We start from the raw sequence: 7922 nt of genomic DNA, 5'->3' as shown, positions 1-7922 counted from the left end.
GCCACGGCGAGCCCGATGACGCGCGCGCCGCAGGCTGCCCGACCGATGTGCTCAGCGCCAATGCCCCCCGCCAGCAGGAAGCGCGCGACGAATACACGCTGCGCCGCACCACGCTCTTTGCTTATCTGTGGCACGCCTTTGTCGGCTACTGGATCGTGCCGGCTATCACCTTGTTCCTGATCGGTGCGCTGATTGGCGGTATCCGCCGCGCGCTGCGCCGTCCGCCGTCCGTCAAAAGCACGCCTAACCAGTGATCCGCATTGTGCACCGTACGCACACAACCCAGATGGGTGTTGCGTGCGCGACATCCGGACACCTTGGCACAACTCTTTCGCCTTTCTTACACGCAACCCGTGAAAAGGCTCGATCGGTAAAAACAACTCACCATTGACGCCGCGAAAGAGGCTTGCCCGGCTCGTCAAAAACCTCGCTGACAGCCGCAGCAGGATTGAGGACACGTGGGTTCAGCGAGCGCTCGCGAATGCCTTGAGATCGGTCAATGTTACTCGGCAGCGTTTGGCAGTTTGCCGCAAAGCCCCGCCCCACAAGGGTTTTGGGCAATTGCCCGAGCATGCTGTTTGCCCCTGCGTGTGATATAACTGAACAGGCAACCCGGCAAAGCACACGAGAGGTTGCGCCCAGGAACCATGATGGAGAAAAACGATGCAAAGACGAAACTTCATGCTGAAGACTACCGCTGCGCTCGCTTTCGGAGGACTCGTACTCGCTGGCTGTTCTACAACGTCTGGCACGCCCGATAACGCCGCGACCGATATGTCGAAGCGGCAGTCGATCGACGCAAGCGTCGACGGCACGATGTCGCGCCTCTTCCAGACGGTCCCAGGGTCGCGTGAGCTCGTGTCGAAGGCGCGTGGGGTGCTGGTGTTCCCGTCGGTGCTGCAGGTGGGCTTCATCGTGGGCGGGCAGTATGGCGAAGGCTCGCTGCGCGTGGGCGGCAGCACGGTCGGCTACTACAGCACGATCTCGGGTTCGTTTGGTCTGCAGGCCGGTGCCCAGTCGAAGGCAATCATTTTCCTGTTCGTGACTCAGGACGCGCTTGACCAATTCCGCAATGCCGACGGCTGGTCGGCAGGCGGCGACGCTTCGGTCGCCCTTATCAAGCTAGGCGCCAATGGCGCGATCGATACAACCACTGCCACCGCTCCGGTCGAGGTGATTGTGATGACCAACACCGGCCTGATGGGCGATATTTCGATCAACGGTACGAAGGTCTCGCGTCTGAAGATCTAACGGACGGCAGGTATCCCGTGTCCGCCGGTCGGGTTCGAGCCGGTGGCATGGGCTTATCCGCGAATCCAATGAAAACGGCGATGCGCGATGCATCGCCGTTTGTTCATGCGCCGCCCGGTTTGGCTCAGCGCGGCGTGGTCGTATCGATCACCTTGAAGCGCGCGCGCTTCTGCGCCCGAATCACCGACTGATAGGCATCCACGTACTGTTGCGCCATCCGGTGCGACGTAAAGCGTTCCTCGAAGCGTTTGCGCACGCCCGCGCGCGGCACCTTATTCAGCCGGTTCACGGCGGCTACCGCACCAATCTCGTCTTCGACGATAAAGCCGGTCACGCCGTCTTCCACCACTTCCGGGACCGCGCCGCGATTGAACGCGATCACCGGGGTCCCGCAAGCCATTGCCTCGATCATCACAAGACCGAAGGGCTCCGGCCAGTCAATCGGAAACAGCAGCGCGTGGGCACCTGAGAGAAACTCGGCCTTCCGGTCGTCCGCGATCTCCCCGATGAATTCCACGTACGGCAAGTCAAGCAACGGACGGATATCGCGCTCGAAGTACTCGCGATCGGCCTCATCGACTTTAGCCGCGATCCGGATTGGCAGACCGCACTTGCCGGCGATGCGGATGGCCGTGTCGACGCGCTTTTCGGGCGAAATGCGGCCAAGGAACGCGAGATACTTTTGCTCGACCGGCTGCGGCGTATAGAGTTGCTCCGGCAGGCCGTGATACACAGTAGTCAGCCAGCGTGCCTGCGGCAGCGGCTGACGCTGCGAGTTGGAAATGGAGATCACCGGCGCCGTATTGAAGGTGTCGAACACCGGCTGCTGCTCCGGCAGATCGAGCCGACCATGCAGCGTCGTGACGAAGGGCGTCTCCTGGCGTTTGAAGACCGAGAACGAGTAGTAGTCCATGTGGAAATGGAGGACGTCGAACGCATCGGCCTGGCGGCGCACGAGTTCCATCAGCAGCATGTGCGGGGCAATCCGGTCGCGAATGCCAGGATCGAGCCGCAGCGCGCGCGGCCAGACAGCCTCTAGTTTGGCGCTCGTGACCGAGTCGCCGCTCGCAAACAGCGTGACCTCATGGCCGAGTTCGACCAGCGCCTCGGTGATATAGGAGACGACGCGCTCCGTCCCGCCGTACAGCTTGGGCGGTACCGATTCGGTCAAGGGGGCGATCTGGGCAATTCTCATTGTGTGTCTCCGTGAAACTGACGTCCGGCCAATCTTCGACTCCCGCAGCAAAGCCGCGGCCATCAGCTTACGCAGCTTTTCCAGATTTCATTATTGCGGATTACCCGTCGAAAGGCCCCTGACCTTTCAATTGCTTTGCGCTGTTACAGTCAGGAAACATCCGTTTCGTGCCAAAACGGCGGGGGCGCGACCCACAACTGGCTTGTGCCAGGACATCGCTTAGGTCCTATCAGCGGCGCCCGGGCGCGTTATCACGTCAGTCAGATCAACGTGACGGCCACTTCCACGCGGGCAGGTCCAGCGCGTCTGCATCAACAATGCGCGTCGCGCCTAGCTCCTTTTCGAGCACGATCGATTGACTGTCACCCTCGCGTTCGAGCGCCGCGATCAAGCGCGCCGCATGCGACACCACCAGCACCTGCGAATGCCCCGACGCCCGCGCAATCAGGCGTGCGAGCGCCGGCAGCAGATCCGGGTGCAGGCTCGTTTCCGGTTCGTTGAGCACCAGCAAGGCGGGCGGCCGAGGTGTCAGTAAAGCCGCCACCAGCAACAGATAGCGCAGCGTGCCATCGGAGAGCTCCGCGCCCTTTAGCGGCCTGAGCAGCCCGTGCTGATGCATCATGACTTCAAAGCGGCCGTCGAGATTGGTGATGTCGATCCGCGAGCCGGGGAAGGCATCGTCAATGGCCGCATCGAGCGCGCTCGGGTCGCCGATTTCGCGGATGGTTTGCAAGGCCGCCGCGAGGTCGGCGCCATCGTCGCTCAACACAGGTGTGTGGGTGCCGATCTGCGGCAGGCGCACGGGCGACTCGCTATCGGTGCGGAAATGGTCGTAGAAGCGCCACGAGCGAATCGTCTCGCGCACCGCGATCATCTCCGGCGCGGTGCGCGGGTCGGAGAACTCCGTCATCATGCTGTCGAAACTCGCGACCGGCTGCGCGATGGTTTGCCAGTCGCCCTGGTCGTCGCGCGTGCGGATCGATGCGCCCTGCCGGTCCACCAGCAGCGCCGACGGCCGCAATAGCGGTCCGTTCCAGATGCACTCGCGTTTGATAACGGGGTCGAGCGAGAACTGCGTGTTCTTGTTGAGGAGTGGCAAGCCCAGGTCGATGGCATAACCGAAGTCGTCGCCTGCGAAGCCTAGCCGCAGACTGACCGGTTCATCGCGCCGCGTGCCCTGCACCGGAACCACCCCCGCCAGCATGGCGCGCGAAAAACGCTCGGGGCCGGCCCACAGCGTCGAGGGTAGCCCGCCTTCACGCGCGAGAGACGGAATCACACCGCCGCGCGCTGTCACCGCCAGCAGCCGCAACGCGCGATACACGTTGGACTTGCCGCTGCCGTTCGGCCCCGTGACGATATTCAAGCGGCCAAGCGGCGCGATGAATTCGCGCAGCGACCGATAGTTAGCAATCGCAAGTGTTGTCAGCACCGTGCCCCTCCGAACGCCATCCAAAGGGCATACACCGTCCCGCGCATCACGACGTCCCTTCCGTGCGCGCCGGCACGCTGCGCAAGTCGTGCAGGAACGAATCGCGCCATACGCCGAGATCGTTCTTGCGCAGCGCTTCCATATTGATTTCGTGACGGCGCTGGCGGGCTTCGAGCGGCATTGACAGTGCGCGCTGCAAGGCCTCGCACATGCCCACCGCATCATGCGGATTCACCAGCAAAGCGCCGCTCAGTTCGGCTGCCGCGCCAGCGAAGATCGACAGCACCAGCACGCCGGGATCGTTGGGATTTTGCGCGGCCACGTACTCCTTGGCGACGAGATTCATGCCGTCGTGCAACGGCGTGACGAAACCGATCTGCGACTCGCGAAACAGCGACATCAGCTTCCAGCGGTCATAGCGCTGGTTCAGATAACGGATTGGCGTGTAGTCGAGGCCCGAATAGCGGCCGTTGATGCGCCCTGCTTCATATTCGAGGTCCTGGCGAATCTGCTGATAGGTGGCGACGTCCGAGCGGGTGGGCGGCGCAATCTGCACCAGCGTGACATTGCCGCGCCACTCGGGCGAGCGTTCCAGCAAATGTTCGAAGGCGCGGAGCCGTTCGACGAGACCCTTCGAATAATCGAGCCGGTCCACGCTCATGATCAGCTTGCGGCCTTCCAGGCTCTGCTTCAGGTCAAGCACGTGCTGACGGCTTTCGTAGCGCTGCGCCTGCTCGGCGATTTCGTCCGGGAACACGCCGATGCGGTACACACCCGTGCGCAATCTGCGTCCGAAGGCTTCGGCTTCGCCCTTGCCCGTCAGGCGGCCGCGCGCGTGACGCACCAGGTAGTCGTGGAACGCGAGTTCGTCGGTGGTGGTCTGGAAGCCCAGCAGGTCGTAGCAGCACAGCGACTTCACCAGTTCTTCATGCGGCGGAATGTTGAGCAGGATCTGCGGGGCAGGAAACGGTATATGCAGGAAGAAGCCAATCCGGTTCGTGACGCCTTCGGCACGCAGCGCTTCGGCAAATGGAATCAGGTGATAGTCGTGCACCCAGATCACGTCGTCTGGCTGGAGCAGTTTGATGAGCCGATGCGCCAGCCAGGCGTTGACGCGCCGGTAGCCCGCGTACTCCTCGCGCTCGTAGCGCGCGAGGTCGTTGCGGTAATGGAACACTGGCCATAGCGTAGCGTTCGAAAAGCCGCGGTAGTACTGGTCGTAGTCCTTACGCGTAAGTCCAACGGTGGCGAACGTTACGGCGCCCTCCTGTTCGAGCGTCGGGCCAGCGTTGGCCACGGTTTCGCTAACTACGTCGCCGCTCCAGCCAAACCACACACCTCCCGCGTCCTTCAACGCACCGAATACGCCAACGGCAAGGCCGCCCGCCGATCCTTTAGTTTCGGTCGGGGTTGCCACCCGGTTCGACACGACGATCAGTCGGCCCATCGCTGTTGCCCTCCTCGCTGCGGATGGCGCACAGACTGTCGCGCCACCCTGGTTCGTCTGGTAGTTGGCTAGTTCGACAAGTGGCGGGACGGATCAGTTGCAACGCGGTCGGGTCCCAACGCTTCGCGGGCTTGATCTGGATCAATGGGCTGCCTGGCACCGCCGGGCGTGTTCGCAGCGCCGACGCCGCGCGCATCCACCGCTGCCGGCCGATACACGCCGCGGCTTGCCACCGGATCGGCTTCGGTATGGGCCACTGTACTGCCTGCTGGCGCTTGCGTGCGAGGACGCAGCAGATCAAGCGGACCGGCCTCGGCGGTCTCCCGTTCGGCCGACACTTCGGCACGCGCGCGCGGCAAATACTGCGGATAGTGAGTCTGAATAAACGCCAGCAGCCCTTCGCGCACCCTGCAGCGCAAATCCCAGTTCAGACCGGAGTCCACCGAACTGACGAGGGCACGCAGTTGCATCGAGCGTTCGGTGCCGTCGGTGACCTGCAGCACCTGCACACGCCGATCCCATTCAGGGGCGTCTTCGACGATGCGCGCCAGTTCTTCGCGCAACGGCGCAAGCGGCATACGGTAGTCGACATAGAGAAATACCGTGCCAATGATCTCGGAGCTGCTGCGCGTCCAGTTGGCGAAGGGATTTTCGATGAACCATTGCAACGGCACGATCAGGCGGCGTTGGTCCCACAATCGCACCGACACATAAGTGCCGGTGATTTCCTCGATGCGCCCCCACTCGCTCTGGATCACGACTACGTCGTCGAGGCGAATGGGTTGCGACAAGGCGATCTGCAAACCGGCAATCAGATTGCCCAGAACGGGCCGCGCGGCGATCCCGGCGACCAGACCCGCCACCCCCGCCGACGCCAGCAGGCTCGCGCCGATCTGCCGCACGTTCGGGAACGTCATCAACGCCCCGCCGATGCCGACGATCACGATCACCACCATCACCGAGCGCGCCAATACCCGCGCCTGAGTGTGGATGCGTCGGGCTTGCAGGTTGTCGGCGGTGTCGAGCGGGTGGGCCTGGATGATGGCTTCGCCGATTGCCGCCGCTGAGCGCACCGAAAGCCAGGTGATTGCACCGATCAACGCGATGGCCGCCACGTCGCGTAATGGCGAGATGAAGTCGAGCGTATCCGGCGCCTGCCACCACACGAACTCCAGCGTGAGGATCACTAGTACGCAGAGCGCCGGCTTGTCGATATAGCGCAGGATGACGCTGGTGAGCGGATACGGCCGCGCGATCCGTTTGACGACGCGCGCGCCGACCCTATGCACAAAGACCACCACGAGCAGCATGATGGCCGTGATGATCAATGCACCGAGCCAGCTATGCAACGGAGCCTGGGCGATCCGGGTGAGTTCGTCGATGCTTGGCATGGAAAGCGTTGTCCTCCTGAATCGCGTTGGTCTGATAGACCTCGTGAGAGTTCAGGCGAACGCAGCTTCAACTCACGTCAGTCACCGCTTCGACACGGAAAGGCTTTGCCGAGGCCCAATGAAATTGCCGTGCTGGCGTTATAGCCAGAGGCGTTTGGATTTTCCGCGATGTACTTGCGCACGGCGTCCGTCAGTTGTTGCGAGCGAGCGTCGGGCGGCAGGCAGAAATACTGGCCGACCCGCGGACCGGTGGTGCCGCCGATTGCGTCAATGGTGTTGTAGATGCCGTCTGCCGCGCCTTCGATATACGCCCCGCATGCACTTCGTGACGCCACATCTGTTTTCTCGCACAGCTTGTTGAGGTCGCCCGCCGTGAACGCGGCTGCCGATAGCGGTACGGCGAGTGCGCTGGCGCAAATCAAAACCCGCAGCATGGTGATCCTTCCAGTAGTTATCGAAGCGGTCTGATGCCGCATTGAAACGGCGCGCCCCCAAGCGCGCCGCAACCGCTATTCTGCACTGTTTTACGGCGTGCGAGGCACACCGTCTGGCTTACTTCTGCTGCGATTGCTGCATGCGTGCCGTCAGGCCTTCGACGACGTCCGGTTCCTTGTACTGCTTGGCGAAATCGAGCGCGTTCATGCCGATCTGGTTTTTCACGTTGAGGTCCGCGCCGTTGTCGAGCAACAGCTTCACCGTCGACACGTGGCCGCCGCGCGCCGCCATCATCAGCGGCGTGGTGCCGTTGGGCGAACCGGCGTCGACATAGGCCGAGTGATCCAGCAGCAACTTGACGATGTCGTCATGGCCATTGGCCGCCGCATAGTGCAGCGGCGCCCAGCCCTTCTTGTTGATTTCGGCGTCCTTCGAAATGAGCATTTGCACCATCGGCAGGTCGCCGTTTAATGCGGCTAGCATCATCGCGTTTTCGCCAGCCTTGTCCTGAATCCCGATGTTCGCCTTCGGATTGGCGGCCAGCGCCTCGGCCACCTTGTCCGATTTCTCGCGCGCTGCGAGCACCAGCAGCGGCATGCCCTGATCGTCGGTCATGTTCGGGTCCATGCCGTTGGCGAGTTGCTTGTTCACTTCCTTGATGTCGTCGAACTTGACGGCCTTGATCATCGTGTCCGCGGGCGTGGCTTGAGCCGGCAGCGCAACCAGCGCCGCGCAGGCGAAACCGCCCGCCAGCGCGAGGCGGGTCATGCC

General features: G+C 62.7%; 7 protein-coding genes and 1 pseudogene. 2 read left to right on the top strand and 6 right to left on the bottom strand.

Going from position 1 to position 7922, the window contains the following annotated elements; translation table 11 throughout:
* Together WCA85_RS19215 and WCA85_RS19210 are read left to right on the top strand one after the other, a co-directional pair.
* A pseudogene (locus WCA85_RS19215) lies at positions 1–254 on the top strand (hypothetical protein); the annotation flags it as partial.
* Positions 255–663: 409 nt separating this feature from the next.
* Entirely contained in the window at positions 664–1251 is a 588-nt protein-coding gene (locus tag WCA85_RS19210; RefSeq protein ID WP_424066462.1) for a BPSL1445 family SYLF domain-containing lipoprotein, read from the top strand.
* Positions 1252–1375: 124 nt separating this feature from the next.
* Here WCA85_RS19210 and WCA85_RS19205 read toward each other — a convergent pair whose 3' ends face one another.
* From WCA85_RS19205 to WCA85_RS19180, 6 genes are all read right to left on the bottom strand, one after another.
* On the bottom strand, positions 1376–2446 hold the full coding sequence (locus WCA85_RS19205) for a glycosyltransferase family 4 protein (RefSeq protein WP_424066461.1): 1071 nt from the start codon (positions 2444–2446) through the stop codon (positions 1376–1378).
* Between the two features lie 265 nt (positions 2447–2711).
* Positions 2712–3878: an AAA family ATPase gene (locus tag WCA85_RS19200; protein ID WP_424066460.1), complete on the bottom strand. Its 1167-nt coding sequence runs from the start codon at positions 3876–3878 to the stop codon at positions 2712–2714.
* Positions 3879–3924: 46 nt separating this feature from the next.
* Positions 3925–5325: an alpha,alpha-trehalose-phosphate synthase (UDP-forming) gene (gene otsA, locus WCA85_RS19195; RefSeq protein ID WP_424066459.1), complete on the bottom strand. Its 1401-nt coding sequence runs from the start codon at positions 5323–5325 to the stop codon at positions 3925–3927.
* Positions 5326–5393: 68 nt separating this feature from the next.
* A complete protein-coding gene (locus tag WCA85_RS19190; RefSeq protein WP_424066458.1) occupies positions 5394–6716 on the bottom strand; it encodes a mechanosensitive ion channel family protein in 1323 nt (440 codons plus the stop codon).
* Positions 6717–6793: 77 nt separating this feature from the next.
* The gene (locus WCA85_RS19185) at positions 6794–7150 is read right to left on the bottom strand and encodes a Rap1a/Tai family immunity protein (RefSeq protein ID WP_424066457.1); all 357 of its coding nucleotides are present in this window, start codon (positions 7148–7150) and stop codon (positions 6794–6796) included.
* Positions 7151–7268: 118 nt separating this feature from the next.
* On the bottom strand, positions 7269–7922 hold a 654-nt coding region (locus tag WCA85_RS19180; protein WP_424066456.1), incomplete at its 5' end, for an ankyrin repeat domain-containing protein.

This window comes from Paraburkholderia sp. (assembly GCF_049581445.1).
Lineage (GTDB): Bacteria > Pseudomonadota > Gammaproteobacteria > Burkholderiales > Burkholderiaceae > Paraburkholderia.
The sequence above is the reverse complement of the archived record's forward strand: the minus strand, read 5'-3'. Positions and strand labels throughout refer to the sequence as shown.